Origin of the sequence: Parabacteroides sp. AF14-59 (assembly GCF_003479515.1) — a bacterium.
In the GTDB taxonomy this organism is placed as follows: domain Bacteria; phylum Bacteroidota; class Bacteroidia; order Bacteroidales; family Tannerellaceae; genus Parabacteroides; species Parabacteroides faecis.
Map to the genome: position 1 here is coordinate 1 of NZ_QUHH01000013.1, position 13,717 is coordinate 13,717.

Here is a 13,717-nt window from a genome sequence, read left to right on the forward strand (position 1 = left end):
ATGGACCCGTGGTTCGGAGGCAGACGCCCGAATACGCTTTCCGTAAGTGCTTATTTCTCTAAACAGACTGATATCAGTAGTAACTACTATAATAATAGTATGTCTAATTATTATAGCGGTTATCCATATTATGGTGGTTACGGTAGTAGCTATGGCGGTTATAACAACAACTACGAACTGGCATATGATCCGGATAAGTCGATCATGATGTTCGGACTTTCTGCCGGTTACGGTAAACGTTTGAACTGGCCGGATGACTACTTCCAGTTCATGGCAACTTTGAACTATCAGATGTATGTCATGCATGACTGGGCGTACTTTCTGGTTCAAAATGGTACCAGCCATAATATAAACCTGGAATTGATGTTGCAGCGTAACTCTACCGACAACCCGCTGTATACCCGTCGTGGTTCAGAGTTTTCCTTCTCTGTCAGCGCAACCCCTCCTTACTCTTTATGGGATGGAAAGAACTATGCAAACATGAGCGATAATGACGAAAGTAAATTCAAATTCATTGAATACCATAAGTGGAAGTTCAAAGCAAAGATCTTCTCCCCGTTGGCTCCTTCGGCAATTAAACGTACACCGGTATTGATGACCCGTGTGGAATACGGCTTCCTGGGATCTTACAACAAACATAAACGTTCTCCGTTCGAAACCTTCTATATGGGTGGTGACGGTATGAGTGGATACTCCAGCACATACGCAACGGAAACGATCGGTTTGAGAGGGTACGAAAACGGTAGTATCGCAGGTAATGCCGGTTACAATTCTTATGGATATGCTTACTCCCGCCTGGCCATGGAGTTACGTTATCCGTTCTTGCTGGAACCATCTTCTACGATCTACGGCCTCGTATTTGTTGAAGCCGGTAATGCATGGAAAGATTTGAAGAGCTTTAATCCGTTTGACCTGAAGCGTTCCGTTGGTATCGGTGCCCGCATCTTCCTTCCGATGATCGGTTTGATGGGAATAGATATGGCTTACGGATTCGACAAAGTCAACGGCAAAAGAGGCGGTTGGCATCCTCACTTTATTATAGGACATGAATTTTAAAACAATCAGGATGAAAAATATATTGATCTTAGTATTCGTCTTCACGACACAGATAATAACCTCTCAGAATTACAAAGAATTAACCCCAGAGGAAAAAGAGGGTGATTTGAATTATCTGATCGAAGTATTAAAAAATAATTATCCGTATTTCGATAGATACGAATGTACATACGGAAAATCCTGGCTATCTCAAAAAGATCTTTTTCTAGAGAAGGTGCGTAACTCGAAAGACAATGAAAATTACCTGGTCCAGCTTGATTCTATTATAAAAAGTTTACATGATAAAGAAGTCGATTTGGCTCCCACCTATTATTGGGATCACTTTCGGACTAAATATGGGGAAGCTTATTTTATGAATCCGGGATACACACCTTGGGTAAATACATTAAACCAATCTCAAAAAGAAATGCCCTATTGGAGCAATTTGTTAAAAAAGGAGAACATAAAAACAACTGTAAACAATAATGATTTACAATATAAAGATTCTTTGGTCCGTTCTCCGGAGATCGGGATAATGCGTATCCCATCATTCGATACGGAATGTATAACAAATACGTTCCAAAGAATAAACGAATTTCTTTACCTGGTAAATAGTTACGACTATCTTATAATTGATATACAAGGAAATAAGGGAGGTAGCAGTTCCTTTTGGATGGACGGCATAGTGAGTAGGTTAATACAAACACCCGTTAACTTTAACCGTCATTTTGCCATAAAAAAAGGAACGATCAATTATTTATTCTTCTCGCGGTATTTGAATAACATATCCGGTATAATTCCCTCATCGCTACCGTCATTGCCTTTGGAGTTTTCAGAACAGAACTTTAAACTCGTTGAAGAAACAACAACAATTCAACCTTTTCTACCCATACCTTTTAAAGGAGAGATCATACTGCTTACCGATTCTGCTGTTTTCTCCGCTGCAGACGAATTTGCCAGTTTTGCCAAAAGCAGTTCATGGGCTACTATTGCGGGAGAAACTACCGGAGGCGGAGGAATAGGAAGCGATGCCGTATTGGTCCGGTTACCGGCCAGCGGCATCATAGTCCGCTATCCGGCATTGGCCGGATTAAACTCAAATGGTAGTTTACACAGGGTAGATAAAACGACTCCGGATATAGAAATCAAAGGAAGCAATGCAGATGAAAGGCTAAACAATTTGATTAATAAATTAAACAACAGGCATTTATTGATGGTACAACTTTCTGAGAACAAAAGTCCTTATGAATAATATCATAACCCAGGAAATACTTTCTGCATTCCGTGAAGGTGATCATAAAGCATTCGAGATCATATTTCTGACTTATTACAACAGAGTCAAGTTTTTAATTTATAGTTTTACCAAATCAAATACTGATGCGGAAGATATTACGGAAGAGTTATTTGCTAATTTGTGGGCAAACCATACGACAGTTAATCTCAATAAATCATTCCATTCCTATCTGCATACGGTTGCCTACAATGCAGCAATCAACTTTTTAAAGCATAAATTAGTACATCAGGCCTATGTCAGTTGTAATCTGGATCAAAGGTATTCGCCAAGCAGTGAAGATGAAATGATTTGTAAAGAAACATCCTTATTGATCGATATGCTCGTAGATAAAATGCCTAATCAACGAAAACACATATTCATATTAAGCCGATATAAGGGTATGAATAACGGAGAAATAGCTACTTTTTTAAACACAACTAAAAGAAATGTAGAAACCCAGCTAAGTCTGGCCATCAAAGAGTTGAGAAAAGCTTTACTTATCTATTACCTGCTTTTATTTATATCCTGATCTCAATATATATCAAAGGTTTTATTATGATGGTATACAGATAACACAAATCAGACAGACAACCGCAGATAATCAATTTTAAGTATATATCTGTGGTATCTGCCTGATCTGCGTACCATTTAGTTCTCTTCAGGTAGACTTTCGTATTTAGACATTAATCATCCAACTCTCCCTGATTCCGCATATGTTTGCCATCGCAGAAGGGTTTGTTCTGTGAAAGACCGCAACGGCATAACGTAACGCGGTTGCGCACCGGATAGACACGTCCGTTTTCGTCTTCTATAGGAATACCGCCTTTCACCCAGATAGGACCGTGTACGCTGGCAGGGACATCTTCCAGGATACTGATGCCTTCAGGCAGTTCGGGTTCAATCCGTTTACCATCTTTCGTAACGGCTGTCAGACGACCGCTGGGGCAGTTGGCGCACTGTTGTTTTACTATTTCAATCGTATCCTTCGAGTCACCCTCCTCCACCTGTTGCCAGGCAGTACCGTGCGTATCGCAGAAACGGGCTACCGCACAGAGGCTTTCGGCATCCAGCATATCGATGACTTTACCTTCATAAAGGACAGACATTTCATCATACGAATCGTGACTGGCTGTCGTATCTCCTTTAAAGCCAATCTTTTTATGCGTTCCGTCGCAAAAAGGTTTGTTGTGCGAGCCACCGCAACGGCACAGATGATATACGCCTTCGACGGAATACTTTTGTATTTCCTTATAACCGGTGGAAGCTCCTTTCCGGTCGCCGATATAACGTAACTGATTCACCGGGACATCCCCGATCACTTCGTAAGGTCCGTTTGGGAGAACCTTGATTTTCTTTTCACTATTAGATTCCATCACCTAAGTTGTTTTAATTTTATGTACTATTTATTAAACAACGTGGATTTCAGTTTGTTTAGTCAAACCTTCCGGAAAATCAAGCCATCCGCTAAAATCCCAGTCCAAGCTCAAACATGAAACGGAAACTATCGGTCGAACCGAACCATGAATACTTCGTCGTGACCTTGTTGATCAACGTCAGCCATACCCCTCCTCCGTACGAGGTATGCCATCTTTTCGATTCTTCACCCGGGAACCAGACACGGCCGTAGTCGAATCCGGCAAACACTCCGTACTTCAAAGGGGTGAACGGATTCTTAAGTTTCCCCATATCCAACCGGATATCCGAATATTGGTAAAAAGCTTGTTTCCCGATAAAACGGTTATCCCGGTAACCGCGTAGCTCGGTGGATGCCGCCTGGTAGAATTCGTATTTATTGTTGAAGAGCAGTTTACATTTCGCCATCGTCGCCCAGGTCAGACGATCGGTAATCCGTACGTCCAGTTCCATGGAAGCACCGGCATAAGGGAAATTACGTCCGGCATCCCTCAGATTCATCATCCAACCGGCTGTTACAGCTCCACCGATCCGGGGGATAAAAGAAGAAAGCTCTTTCTCCGTCTCCAGCGTAGCCCCCAGGTCGAAGAAGTAGTTATTCTTGAAAATCCGGTGATCTTCGGGATAATATTGGTTGATGAAACGGTCGCTCGTTTCCTTCGCCTTGAACATTTCCAACGAAGTTCGAACAGTCAGCTTTTCATTCTTTCCGAAATTGAGCAGAAAAGAAGGCGACAGTTTGAACTCGCGGATATGGACACGGTTGTAATTTTTCTTCGCTTCCTTATATCCGTCCGTATTATTCCCGAAACCGAAAAAGTTATAGAAATTCCTCTTCGAACTGATTGTCGCCTCTATATTGAACGATTTCTTTCCGTCGTAAGAAGGAAAAATCCCTTGGTACATGAACCCTTGCAGGTAATTATAGCCGACACGGTGCTGGTAAGTAAACGGCGAACGTTTAAAGCCATACATCGTATAGGTAAAGAATGTACCGAGACTGAATCCTTTATCCGAGTCGTAAATCCCCCAGGGTGTGAGCGACATTTTATGATATTTGATCTTATTGTAGTCATACTGATGTATTTCCGGTATATCCGAAAAAACTTTACGAGCATGAGGAATGGAGTCTAACCGGGCCTTTTCCGACTTATACTCATAAATCCGTATATGATGGCCTGGGTCCAGCCGGTAGCTATTCTCACCACGGCCGGCAATCAGGAAGACGGGCATTTCTTTCTTTGCTTCTCCGTTCACTTCAAAACGGTCGTCACCTTCAAGACCGTATAGCCAAAGTTCCTTGGTCTTTTTACGGCTATATTTCCGGTCGAACACCAGTCGGTCTGTCTCTTTATCGTAGATGCGGATAAACAAACTGTCGGGATTAGTACGATCGATGACGAAACGGTCAGAACGGTTGCTTCCCGTCAGAACCGGGGTTCGCTGCAACTGATCGAAATAAGACGTTGCTATCTCTTCCAAACTATCCCGTCTCTGTTTCACGATCGCGCTGATCCGTTCGATCTCCTTATCCTCTATTCCCTTCGGCAAACGCGAGAAAGCATCGTCTATCACCGAATCGGTCAGTGTCCGGCGGATGAATCGGGCCTGCTGCATCCATACATCGGCATCACTTTGGGAAGCCAACGCCATATCCAAAGAAAAACCCAAGGCGTTCTCTTTGCGGACGCTTTTCAGCGAAGGATCGTAATTAACAATGAAACCCAGGCCCAACACCCGGAGCATTTGTTTGAACAAAACGCCGTCAACCTTCGTAAAAGCATGGTTACGGTCGATGACGATCGGGTCGAAGGTTAGGCTGTCGCCCTGCTGACGAGCTATCCAGTTCCAGTTTTCGGGTATCTTATTCCAGTCACCTATCACCATATCCAACAGACGTTCGCGGATATAAAGTTCCTGATTCACCTGATAATTCTTATCCGTCCGGATAGTATCCAGCAAATCTTCTGTCAGGAGAATATTCGGGCGGGTATTAAAATCGGGCACATCGATGACACTGACCAGTTTATTTCCGATAGGCGTTCCATCCGCCACTGTATCGGTTGTGGAATACTCGGGCAAGTAAAAGATTCGCGAATTATTTGAGTTCAGCCCCGACGAACGCGCCAGATAATCGGCAGAGATAAAGGTAAACGGATTGATAATAGTATAGGCATCACCGATAAACTGGTCCAGATATGTATTTCTGAATACTTGTTTGCTATAGACTTCCTGGAAGAATTTCGATTCGAGGAAGGTGGTATATCCGCCTAGCGGCTTTAAAAGACATAACTGTGCCTGATCGTTTTCCAGAAGTAATCCCTGGAAATCAGTAGCCTGCTCCACCACCTTCATCCCGCCCCAAAGCGTTTGCAGGGTGACGGCAGGCACGGTGATCGGGATAGCATATAATTTCCGGTAATGTTCTCCCCAAAGCATCTTATAAAAATCACTTTTCTCAGTGGCCGACGACGGGTAGATCGATTTCCGGACCAGCGAATCGCCTTCGGTCATACCGGCACTGTCGACCGGCAACAATAGATCCGCTGCCGCCTCCGGAGACGGAAAAAACAGCAGGACCAACAATAATATATAGTAACAGACAGTATAAACATGTAATTTCATCATCTGCAAACTGAATCACAATTATATTCAAACAAGTAACACCTGTATATTTACATAACAGAGCAGACATTCAACTTGTTTTACTCATAACGCCTGGCAGCCTGATCCAGTTTTTTTTCGTATTTTAGCAGACAAAAAACGAATCCTTTAAAAAGAGAAGCTTATGAGTTTTGCTGGCCATGTTTTCGATATGATACGAAGGAACAAAGAAGATCGGGAGATGCTCAGACAGCTCCGTGACCGGGGAAAAGACACCCGTGCAAAGTATGCTTCACAACTCCCGGACATCAGTGCCGAAGAGTTCGACCGGATCAACCGGCAGGTGAAAGAACGCGAACAAGATGAACAAAAGTACTTCTTACAAATAAAATATGTGATTTTACTGGCTGCCCTTGCCGCCTTTATCTTATTATGGATCATATTAAAAGTATTCTCTTTCTGATATCACTATAACTTCGCCTGGTGGGAAGAGATTTCACCCAACCGCTACGCCATCGTCCACCGCAAAGGGGCCACTCCTGCCGGAAAAGAGTAAAAGAGAGTAATCTACGAAACATCTTATATAATGTAAAACCAGCAAGATCGGACAAATAGAAACCATAAAAGTTTCTTATATTTGTCATCCAGGCCAAAAAGACTCTATTTTAATGAACAAACATAGTTTTACCGAATCTTACGACACATGCCCCGCCCTGCTGACAGAGGGTGCTATCGTCGAAAGATTACGCCACGAATACCGGATCTCACTGGACGAACAGATCGTCCACGCCGGATTGATATACGACGAACAACATAAGCAACAACTGGCTGCCATCTACAGCCAGTATCTGGATATCGCGGAAAGCTCGCGGCTCCCTCTCCTGCTGATGACCCCTACCCGGAGAGCGAACAAAGAACGGATTGCCGCATCGGTATTCAGGGAGAAAGATATCCTGGCGGACAATGTCGCCTTCCTTTCTGAGCTAAGGGACCGGTACACGACTCCGGTCTATATCGGCGGACTAACCGGATGCCGGGGAGATGCTTACAGTAACCGGAAGTATTTTTCCAAAGAAGAGGCTTTCAGCTATCATCTTCCTACGCTCCTTGATTTCAAAGAGTCCGAAGTCGATTACTTGTTTGCCGGCATCATGCCCGAACTGACCGAAGCAATCGGCATGGCCAAGGCAATGGAGACAACCGGTTTGCCCTACATCATCAACTTTATGATCGGACGCAACGGGCGGCTGATGGACGGCACATTCATCCACGAAGCAATCGAGGCTATTGATAAACAGACTTCACGCCCTCCCGTCTGCTATATGGCGAACTGCGTACATCCGGATGTCCTCTTTGAAGCTTTGTCGCATCCGATGAACGATACGGAGCTGGTGAGAACGCGCTTCAACGGCATCCAGGCGAACGCATCCAGTCTCAGTCCCGAGGAACTGAACGGTTGCTCCTGCCTGCAATCGTCGACCGCCGCCGAACTTTCAGACCGCCTTATGACTTTATTATGGGATTTCCCGCTGAAAATCTGTGGCGGTTGCTGCGGAACCGACGGCTCGCACCTGAAAGAGTTTGCCGATATCCTGTCGCGCCGCGCCGGATAGTTTCATTCACCCGGCACCACCTTCAAGGCGGTTGTATGCTTGATCTCGTTCAACACGAACGAACTTTGCATCTTGACGATACCATTTACTTTGGTAAGCTTGTTAAAGACAAACTGGTCGTATGCGGCCAGGTCTTTAACAACCACCTTGAGAAAGAAGTCGTAGATGCCGCCGATCGAATAACATTCCATCACCTCGTCGATCTCTTGTATCTCTGCTTTGAACCGCTGGATATGCTCATCGTTGTGCACCGCCAGCGAGACGTTGCAGAAAACCACGAGCGGAAGTCCTACCTTCTTATTATCCACCAGGGCGACATAATTCCTGATATAGCCTTCTTCTTCCAGCCTTTTCACCCGTTCGTAGACAGGCGTTTTCGAGATATTCAGCTCTGCCGAAAGCTCTTTCATATTCACTTTGGCATTATTCTGCAAAGCCTGTAAAATTTTAATATCGATCTGATCCAGTGTTGCCATAGTATTTTTTCCTATTTTCGTTGTAAAAGATATTCCCAAAACACACATTATCCTGTATAGAACCCAAATATAGGAATAATTCCTTATTTTCAACAAATATACAGAACCTATTTACTTAATACATATATTTGCGGAACCATTTTCCTCCATTGTTAATAGAAATTCATAAAAATATGGCAAAGAATAATCTGACTTACTGGTATCATCTGATCGCAATCATCACGGTTATTATCTGGGGTACGACTTTCGTTTCGACAAAAATCCTGATTCATAACGGACTGTCTCCCGTCGACATTCTTTTCTACCGTTTCGCGCTGGCTTATGTCTGCATCTGGTTTATTTCTCCAAAGGTACTGTTTGCCCGGAGTAAACGGGATGAACTTATGTTCGTAGCCGCCGGACTTTGCGGGGGATCGATCTATTTTATTACCGAAAATACGGCGCTGGGGATCACGCTGGCTTCAAACGTGTCGCTCATCATCTGCACCGCTCCTATCCTGACGGCGTTTCTTTCGCTCCTGTTTTACCGCGGGGAAAAGATCAAACCGAATCTGATCTACGGCTCGGTCATGGCGCTGATCGGGGTGGCGTTTGTCGTGTTCAACGGTAGTTTTCTACTGAAGATCAATCCACTGGGGGATATGTTGACGCTGATCGCAGCGTTGATGTGGGCGTTTTACTGCCTGATACTGAAACAGATGGGGAACCGGTATCCGACATTGCTGATTACCCGGAAGGTGTTTTTCTACGGGCTTGTCACATTAACCCCGATGTTCTTGCTCCATCCGCTGAATACGGATACGGCGATACTCTTCCGCCCGGTCGTTGCAGCTAACCTGCTGTTCCTGGGTGTGGTAGCATCGATGCTTTGTTACATCATGTGGAACACGGCAGTCAAAGAGCTGGGTCCGTTCCGCACGGCCAACTATATCTATATTGTCCCGCTGGTGACGCTGATCACTTCCGCCATCGTGATCGACGAAATCATCACGGTGATCGCCCTGATCGGATCGGTCTTTATCCTGAGCGGGGTTTATATTGCGGAGAGGGGATTTCATTTTAAAAGAAACAAGGGATAAATAAATATTCGTTTCATGTATCATCATAGTCTTAAAATCTTGCCTGAGAATAAAAAATAAGGCTTTAAGCATGCTGAAAACAAATAATGGTTATCTTTACGAGACTAAGATTAATCATAAAAAAATATCTTAACTATGAACGAATTGCAATTAATCCAAAGTAAGATCTATGAAATAAGAGGTCAAAAAGTGATGCTGGACAAAGATCTAGCGGAGTTATACCAGGTTACAACCGGAAACCTGAATAAAGCAGTTCAAAGGAACATTAAGCGTTTTCCCCTTGATTTTATGTTTCAGTTAACAAAAAGCGAGTTTGAAGAACAAAACTTGATATTCCAAAATGGAACATCAAGATGGGGTGGAACTCGTAAGTTTCCCTTTGCTTTTACAGAACAGGGATTAGCTATGCTTTCAGGAGTACTCAATTCGGACATCGCGATACAGGTAAATATAAATATTATGCGTGCTTTCGTTGCTGTCCGCCAGAAATTAATTATGCCCCCTATCGATAAGTTCACAGCACTTAAGCAGGAAATAAAAGACCTGAGAGAATATATCGAAGAGACGTTTACCGATTACAACGACATCAACGAAGATACCCGGATACAACTTGAATTAATCAATAAAACACTGGCTGAATTGCAAGTACAAAAGACACTATCGGATAAGCCACGTAACCCGGTAGGCTTTGTGAAGCCAAAATAATTTACTCATAGAAACGTACGGGGATAGTGTATCTTACCCGAATAACCTCTCCCCGACGTTTACCTGATTTCCTTTTAGATACCTTCTTCATCCAAGCGTTCGGACGAAGAGGAACGGATTACTTCAGTGCCTCAACCACCTGCGGCAGCATCGTCCAGATAGCGTTTTCGCACTGTGCTGTGTAGAAATTGCCATCTATCTCGGATTTTTCGTCGGTAGCCTGGGCAGACTGGATGGCAGGCTTTGCCAACGGGTGAACGGCCACTTTCTTTCCTTTCGCAACGCCTGCGATCTCAAACATCATCGCGGCGGCACAATGTCCGATCATGATCTTGCCTTTATCACCAAAGGCTTTGATAACGGCCAGCATATCCTGGTTGTACTGCTTGCCGGCATTTTCGCTGAACACCGGAACGGCATCGCCGCAACCGAACACCAGCGCATCGAACTCGTCCTCATGCCCTTTCAGGTTGGCTATCACATCATCCACGATCAGCTTGATACCTGAATTTGTCTTGATCTCTGCCGTCTCGGCAACAGCAAACACCTTATAAGAAATTCCGTTTTCAAAAAATGCTTCCAGATACTGGAACAACCCTGATCCGTTCACCGGATTTACTGCTAAAACTGCTACTTTCTTTGACATAATTGTAATTATTAAGTGAAACAATAGTTACCTTTCGTAAGTTTATTACCTTTGTGCAGCAAATGTAGACGATCCGGGCGAAAGAAACAAGAACGCACCTCGGAATAAGCTACTTACACGCAGGTAACCATTATTGAGTTTCAACATCATACGAAAAGAAAGAAAATGAAAAATTTTCATCCTACAGGAAATTGCCCGGTCCGGGACGTCCTCAGCCGACTTGGCGACAAATGGTCGATGCTGGTCCTGACTACACTGAGTGCGAACGGCACGATGCGTTTCAGCGACATCCACAAGACCATCGACGATATCTCGCAACGGATGCTGACCGTCACGCTCCGTACCCTCGAATCCGACGGCCTTGTGCACCGCAAAGTCTATCCCGAAGTGCCGCCCCGCGTGGAATATTGCCTCACGGAAATGGGCACGACACTCATGCCTCATATCCAGAACCTGGTAGATTGGGCACTCGGACATATGGACGAGATTCTGACCAGCCGGGAGACGGCTAAAGGATAAACAATCTTGAAAATCAGCCCTTTTCCCGAAACGGCCACCGCTACGGAGAAGTCCCTATTGCCTTGCCGGAAAAAAGAATACATGCCTTGCAAAAAGAGGATACATCCTTTTGAAAAATAGGGTGCATGCTTTTCGGAAAAAGGGTGCATGCTTTTTGAAAAGAGGGTGCATGCTTTTTCGATAAAGGGTGCGGACCTTTTGCGCAAGGGAAAAATAGGGTTTTATCCGAAGATATAGAGACAGTTGCTTTCAGATGCGGATCTTGCCGATCAACTCCCGGACGACCGTTTTCAAAGATTCCGGCGCGATGATCTCCGCCCGGTCGGCAAACGACAGGTACCAGTGGCCGAACTTGTCGAGCGAATAGGTCCGGTATTTCTGGACGAAGTACTCCCCGTCCGCCACCTCCTCATAAAGTCCGTAAGTGTATTTGGAAACTTCCGTATCGCGTGCCACGTCACGGTGGACACGGAGCGTCACTTCGACCTCATCCTCTACATCATAGATCCGGGGGATCAGCTCGTCAAGCGGAAGATGCTCCTCCTCGAAACCGTTTTCGCCCAGACAGAGGTGGACGATTCTGCCGAGATGGAAGGTGCGGTAATCCCTCCTCAACTTGCACCAGGCGAGGACATACCAGATGCCTCCCATGAAGAACATACCCTGGGGTTCGATCGTGCGGTGGGTGACCTGGTAGTTGTAGCCCGCCTTGTAGGTCATGACGAGCTGTTTCTTGTTCAGCAACGCCTTCATAAGGGTTTGCAGGACGTTGGCAGAGGCGGTGCGCGTATTCTGGTGGATACCCGAGATACGGATATAGGGGTCGAAATGATGGAGGATATCCTTGTCGGCCGTCCGCAGCACGGCGCGTATCTTGTCCATCCCGCTGCGGAATACATCGTAGGTATCGCCGTCGGTCTGATGGCAGACCAGTTTCTCCGCCACGAGGAAAGAGAGGGCCTCGTCGATCGTGAACATCAGGGGCGGCAGCTTGAAACCGTCCACCAGCGAGTAACCCAGCCCTGCCTCGCCGCCGACAGGGATCCCCGACTCTTCCAGCGAACGGATGTCGCGATAAACCGTCCGGAGACTTACACCGAACTGATCCGCTATCTCACGTGCGGTGACGACCGGGCGGGATTGCAGCTTGACCAGTATAGCGGATATTCGTTCCAGGCGGTTCATTGTGTGCGTTTGTCTGATTGATTGGTGACAAAGATACAACTTTTACGTTACCGGCAGCGGGATCAGCAGATCATCGCCCGGATAGAAGCCGGGATGAGGCGGATAATACAGATGCCCTCTCCCGTCGGTCCTTCGGGTGAGTATTCGTTCATCCAGTCTTGCCAGAGTTCGCGTTTCAATGCTTCGTCGGTGATGATCTCGGCTTTGCCTGCGATCTGGACCTGCCCGCTCTCCATCGTAGCGTACATCACTTCACAGCGCGGATCCAGGCGGAGGTTCGCTAATTTCTGACAGCTGGCTTCTGTCGCAAAATGGAGTTGCTGCAAGGTCTGGCCTGCCAGGTTGTTGAGCCCCGAAAGGCGCGGTCCCGTCTCCGGATTGCTGGTGGCAACGATGCCATATTCAAATCCCCGGATGAACTTTTCCGCTTCTTCCACCTGCTCTTTCGTCATCCCCGTAACTTCCCCTAAATAAAACAATTTCATTTCCATCTTCGTAGTTTTTTAATGTTAATATTCGAACTGTGAAGCAAAGGTATGGGGAGGCGGTGACAACAGTATGTCAGCAGGGAAGAGATTATTTCGATAGTAAAAAACATTTTATTTCGATGGTGATGAAAAAAAGAGAGGAAAAGATAGAGTATATCACAATAAGTATTTATATTTGTAACCCATAGGTTACATTATAAAACCTAGAGGTTATATTAATAAACACTAGTTAACACATTTGTCATTATGGAAGCATCTATCATTGAAAAAACAGAGAAAGCTAGATTTAATGTCATGTTATTGCAGATAATCAGTTTTGGATTTTGGATGGCCGGAGGGATTTTAATTCAATTTCCTTTCAGTAAACCTGTTATTATTATATGTAGTGTAATGTCGGCTATTTCCGGCTTATTATTCTGTTATGCAACGTTTAAGAACCTGTTCCTCAGCCGGGAGATCAAGAACAATAAAGAGTTATTCTATGCTCTAAGTAACGAAATGTACAAAAGTTTCGATTACAAAGCCCGAACCAGTGGCTTATTCTCCACACTTATAAGCGTAATACTTATTTATTTGCTGGATGATTATATCCACTTGCCGGTCAAGATGTACTGTTTAATCCTTCTGTTCATCGCCGTTATTACGGTAGGTGTACATCGGTTGATTCTATATAAATAATAG

Annotated in this window: 15 protein-coding genes; 9 read left to right on the forward strand and 6 right to left on the reverse strand. The window is 44.9% G+C overall.

Going from position 1 to position 13,717, the window contains the following annotated elements:
• The 3 genes from DWW23_RS14585 to DWW23_RS14595 all read left to right on the forward strand — a co-directional run.
• A partial coding sequence (locus DWW23_RS14585; protein WP_370449274.1) for a BamA/TamA family outer membrane protein occupies positions 1 to 1,056 on the forward strand: 1,056 nt, incomplete at its 5' end.
• Positions 1,057 to 1,066: 10 nt separating this feature from the next.
• A complete protein-coding gene (locus tag DWW23_RS14590) occupies positions 1,067 to 2,287 on the forward strand; it encodes a S41 family peptidase (RefSeq protein ID WP_158583193.1) in 1,221 nt (406 codons plus the stop codon).
• On the forward strand, positions 2,280 to 2,837 hold the full coding sequence (locus DWW23_RS14595; protein WP_122354018.1) for an RNA polymerase sigma-70 factor: 558 nt from the start codon (positions 2,280 to 2,282) through the stop codon (positions 2,835 to 2,837). The genes DWW23_RS14590 and DWW23_RS14595 overlap by 8 nt, the downstream gene beginning before the upstream one ends.
• 154 nt (positions 2,838 to 2,991) lie before the next feature.
• Here the strand turns inward: DWW23_RS14595 and DWW23_RS14600 are convergent, their stop codons facing one another.
• Together DWW23_RS14600 and DWW23_RS14605 are read right to left on the reverse strand one after the other, a co-directional pair.
• Positions 2,992 to 3,681, reverse strand: a complete 690-nt coding sequence (locus DWW23_RS14600; RefSeq protein WP_122354019.1) for a CDGSH iron-sulfur domain-containing protein — start codon at positions 3,679 to 3,681, stop codon at positions 2,992 to 2,994.
• Between the two features lie 91 nt (positions 3,682 to 3,772).
• The gene (locus tag DWW23_RS14605) at positions 3,773 to 6,349 is read right to left on the reverse strand and encodes a hypothetical protein (protein WP_233564343.1); all 2,577 of its coding nucleotides are present in this window, start codon (positions 6,347 to 6,349) and stop codon (positions 3,773 to 3,775) included.
• A 160-nt stretch (positions 6,350 to 6,509) separates the two neighbouring features.
• On the opposite strand from DWW23_RS14605, the gene DWW23_RS14610 reads away from it, so the two are divergent.
• Together DWW23_RS14610 and DWW23_RS14615 are read left to right on the forward strand one after the other, a co-directional pair.
• A complete protein-coding gene (locus DWW23_RS14610; protein WP_122354020.1) occupies positions 6,510 to 6,788 on the forward strand; it encodes a hypothetical protein in 279 nt (92 codons plus the stop codon).
• Between the two features lie 205 nt (positions 6,789 to 6,993).
• Positions 6,994 to 7,938, forward strand: a complete 945-nt coding sequence (locus DWW23_RS14615; RefSeq protein ID WP_122354021.1) for a homocysteine S-methyltransferase family protein — start codon at positions 6,994 to 6,996, stop codon at positions 7,936 to 7,938.
• Between the two features lie 2 nt (positions 7,939 to 7,940).
• Here DWW23_RS14615 and DWW23_RS14620 read toward each other — a convergent pair whose 3' ends face one another.
• Positions 7,941 to 8,414: an Lrp/AsnC family transcriptional regulator gene (locus tag DWW23_RS14620; RefSeq protein ID WP_075558120.1), complete on the reverse strand. Its 474-nt coding sequence runs from the start codon at positions 8,412 to 8,414 to the stop codon at positions 7,941 to 7,943.
• Positions 8,415 to 8,587: 173 nt separating this feature from the next.
• On the opposite strand from DWW23_RS14620, the gene DWW23_RS14625 reads away from it, so the two are divergent.
• Together DWW23_RS14625 and DWW23_RS14630 are read left to right on the forward strand one after the other, a co-directional pair.
• Positions 8,588 to 9,493, forward strand: coding sequence for a DMT family transporter (locus DWW23_RS14625; protein ID WP_122354022.1), 906 nt, complete (start codon positions 8,588 to 8,590; stop codon positions 9,491 to 9,493).
• Between the two features lie 135 nt (positions 9,494 to 9,628).
• On the forward strand, positions 9,629 to 10,198 hold the full coding sequence (locus DWW23_RS14630; protein WP_122354023.1) for an ORF6N domain-containing protein: 570 nt from the start codon (positions 9,629 to 9,631) through the stop codon (positions 10,196 to 10,198).
• 118 nt (positions 10,199 to 10,316) lie between these two features.
• Here DWW23_RS14630 and DWW23_RS14635 read toward each other — a convergent pair whose 3' ends face one another.
• Positions 10,317 to 10,844, reverse strand: coding sequence for a DJ-1/PfpI family protein (locus DWW23_RS14635; RefSeq protein ID WP_122354024.1), 528 nt, complete (start codon positions 10,842 to 10,844; stop codon positions 10,317 to 10,319).
• Positions 10,845 to 11,009: 165 nt separating this feature from the next.
• Here DWW23_RS14635 and DWW23_RS14640 point away from each other — a divergent pair, with 165 nt between their 5' ends.
• Positions 11,010 to 11,363: a helix-turn-helix domain-containing protein gene (locus DWW23_RS14640; protein WP_122354025.1), complete on the forward strand. Its 354-nt coding sequence runs from the start codon at positions 11,010 to 11,012 to the stop codon at positions 11,361 to 11,363.
• 249 nt (positions 11,364 to 11,612) lie between these two features.
• Here the strand turns inward: DWW23_RS14640 and DWW23_RS14645 are convergent, their stop codons facing one another.
• Both DWW23_RS14645 and DWW23_RS14650 read right to left on the reverse strand, forming a co-directional pair.
• Entirely contained in the window at positions 11,613 to 12,548 is a 936-nt protein-coding gene (locus tag DWW23_RS14645) for a YafY family protein (RefSeq protein WP_122354026.1), read from the reverse strand.
• A 62-nt stretch (positions 12,549 to 12,610) separates the two neighbouring features.
• Entirely contained in the window at positions 12,611 to 13,039 is a 429-nt protein-coding gene (locus tag DWW23_RS14650) for a pyridoxamine 5'-phosphate oxidase family protein (RefSeq protein ID WP_122354027.1), read from the reverse strand.
• 243 nt (positions 13,040 to 13,282) lie between these two features.
• Between DWW23_RS14650 and DWW23_RS14655 the strand changes: the two genes are divergently transcribed.
• Positions 13,283 to 13,714, forward strand: a complete 432-nt coding sequence (locus DWW23_RS14655) for a hypothetical protein (protein WP_122354028.1) — start codon at positions 13,283 to 13,285, stop codon at positions 13,712 to 13,714.
• Positions 13,715 to 13,717: the final 3 nt, after the last annotated feature.

What these genes read in the sequence shown, in the direction of transcription:
- DWW23_RS14655 (WP_122354028.1), top strand. Translation starts at nt 13,283, where the DNA reads ATGGAAGCATCTATCATTGAAAAAACAGAGAAAGCTAGATTTAATGTC.
- DWW23_RS14630 (WP_122354023.1), top strand. Translation starts at nt 9,629, where the DNA reads ATGAACGAATTGCAATTAATCCAAAGTAAGATCTATGAAATAAGAGGT.
- DWW23_RS14590 (WP_158583193.1), top strand. Translation starts at nt 1,067, where the DNA reads ATGAAAAATATATTGATCTTAGTATTCGTCTTCACGACACAGATAATA.
- DWW23_RS14645 (WP_122354026.1), bottom strand. Translation starts at nt 12,548, where the DNA reads ATGAACCGCCTGGAACGAATATCCGCTATACTGGTCAAGCTGCAATCC.
- DWW23_RS14595 (WP_122354018.1), top strand. Translation starts at nt 2,280, where the DNA reads ATGAATAATATCATAACCCAGGAAATACTTTCTGCATTCCGTGAAGGT.
- DWW23_RS14640 (WP_122354025.1), top strand. Translation starts at nt 11,010, where the DNA reads ATGAAAAATTTTCATCCTACAGGAAATTGCCCGGTCCGGGACGTCCTC.
- DWW23_RS14600 (WP_122354019.1), bottom strand. Translation starts at nt 3,681, where the DNA reads ATGGAATCTAATAGTGAAAAGAAAATCAAGGTTCTCCCAAACGGACCT.
- DWW23_RS14625 (WP_122354022.1), top strand. Translation starts at nt 8,588, where the DNA reads ATGGCAAAGAATAATCTGACTTACTGGTATCATCTGATCGCAATCATC.
- DWW23_RS14610 (WP_122354020.1), top strand. Translation starts at nt 6,510, where the DNA reads ATGAGTTTTGCTGGCCATGTTTTCGATATGATACGAAGGAACAAAGAA.
- DWW23_RS14635 (WP_122354024.1), bottom strand. Translation starts at nt 10,844, where the DNA reads ATGTCAAAGAAAGTAGCAGTTTTAGCAGTAAATCCGGTGAACGGATCA.
- DWW23_RS14605 (WP_233564343.1), bottom strand. Translation starts at nt 6,349, where the DNA reads ATGATGAAATTACATGTTTATACTGTCTGTTACTATATATTATTGTTG.
- DWW23_RS14615 (WP_122354021.1), top strand. Translation starts at nt 6,994, where the DNA reads ATGAACAAACATAGTTTTACCGAATCTTACGACACATGCCCCGCCCTG.
- DWW23_RS14650 (WP_122354027.1), bottom strand. Translation starts at nt 13,039, where the DNA reads ATGGAAATGAAATTGTTTTATTTAGGGGAAGTTACGGGGATGACGAAA.
- DWW23_RS14620 (WP_075558120.1), bottom strand. Translation starts at nt 8,414, where the DNA reads ATGGCAACACTGGATCAGATCGATATTAAAATTTTACAGGCTTTGCAG.